The sequence below is a fragment of the Halorubrum sp. C191 genome (assembly GCF_002727095.1).
GTDB lineage: Archaea > Halobacteriota > Halobacteria > Halobacteriales > Haloferacaceae > Halorubrum > Halorubrum ezzemoulense.
This window is the reverse complement of record NZ_NHNZ01000190.1, coordinates 1-838: the sequence shown is the minus strand read 5'-3', so window position 1 is coordinate 838 and position 838 is coordinate 1. Positions and strand designations below refer to the sequence as shown.

Genomic DNA, 838 nt, shown 5'->3' with positions numbered 1-838 from the left:
GTAGCGACCTCGCAGAACGAGGTCGCAACTCCATTGAGATTCAACAAGGCGGTGGACGAGAAGCCAGAACAGCCGAAGTCTCAATCACTGCAGGAACCTGTGAGTTGCGCGCACCGCGAAATAATCCGGATCAAGAAGGGTCCGTCGAAGTGAATGTGGTGAGAGTGGATGAAGTCACTGAGGCTGGCGATCCGATTCAGTGGGTGTTACTCACCACTGAATCGGTCGAAACGTTCGACGATATTCTAGCCGTTATCGAGTACTACGGCCTTCGCTGGCGGATCGAAGACTGGCACAAGGTGCTGAAGAGCGGTTGTAAAATCGAAGAGCGGCAACTGCAAACGTGGGAGCGTATGGAAGTGTTGTTGAGCGTGTACTCAGTGATTGCCTGGAAGGTCTTGGAGTTACGAGAGCTAGCCCGTGGAGAGGGTTCAGTTGCTCCAGAGATCTTGTTAAGCGAGGCCGAACGCGCAGTTCTGGAAACGAAATTTCCAGAACTGAGCGGTCAAAGCGGGAAAGCCTACGCGGTACATGTGGCGAAGCTTGGCGGATATTTAGACCGCGGTTCAGATCCCCCTCCAGGCTGGGAGACGATGTGGAAAGGGCTTCAGAAGCTCCGCATGTGGGCAGAAGGCTACGAACTGGGTGCTGAATGAGCGCCAAGCCGCTCATTCAGCGAGACTCTCGTCAATCCAGCTTCTGTTCAGGGTCACAGACCGTCCAGCCTCTGAAAGTCGTGAGTCAGCATCAATAATGATTCCTTCCTGACCAATCCACTCATATCAGAGCGAATTTGGTTGATTTTTCTCAGCAGCGCTGAGTTATGGGTAAGAGACAG

General features: G+C 53.1%; 1 protein-coding gene. It reads left to right on the top strand.

Annotated features, from left to right (window positions below; genetic code table 11):
• Positions 1-656: IS4 family transposase (locus tag Z052_RS16970; RefSeq protein WP_144050065.1), on the top strand; the 656-nt coding region annotated here is incomplete at its 5' end.
• Positions 657-838 lie beyond the last annotated feature (182 nt).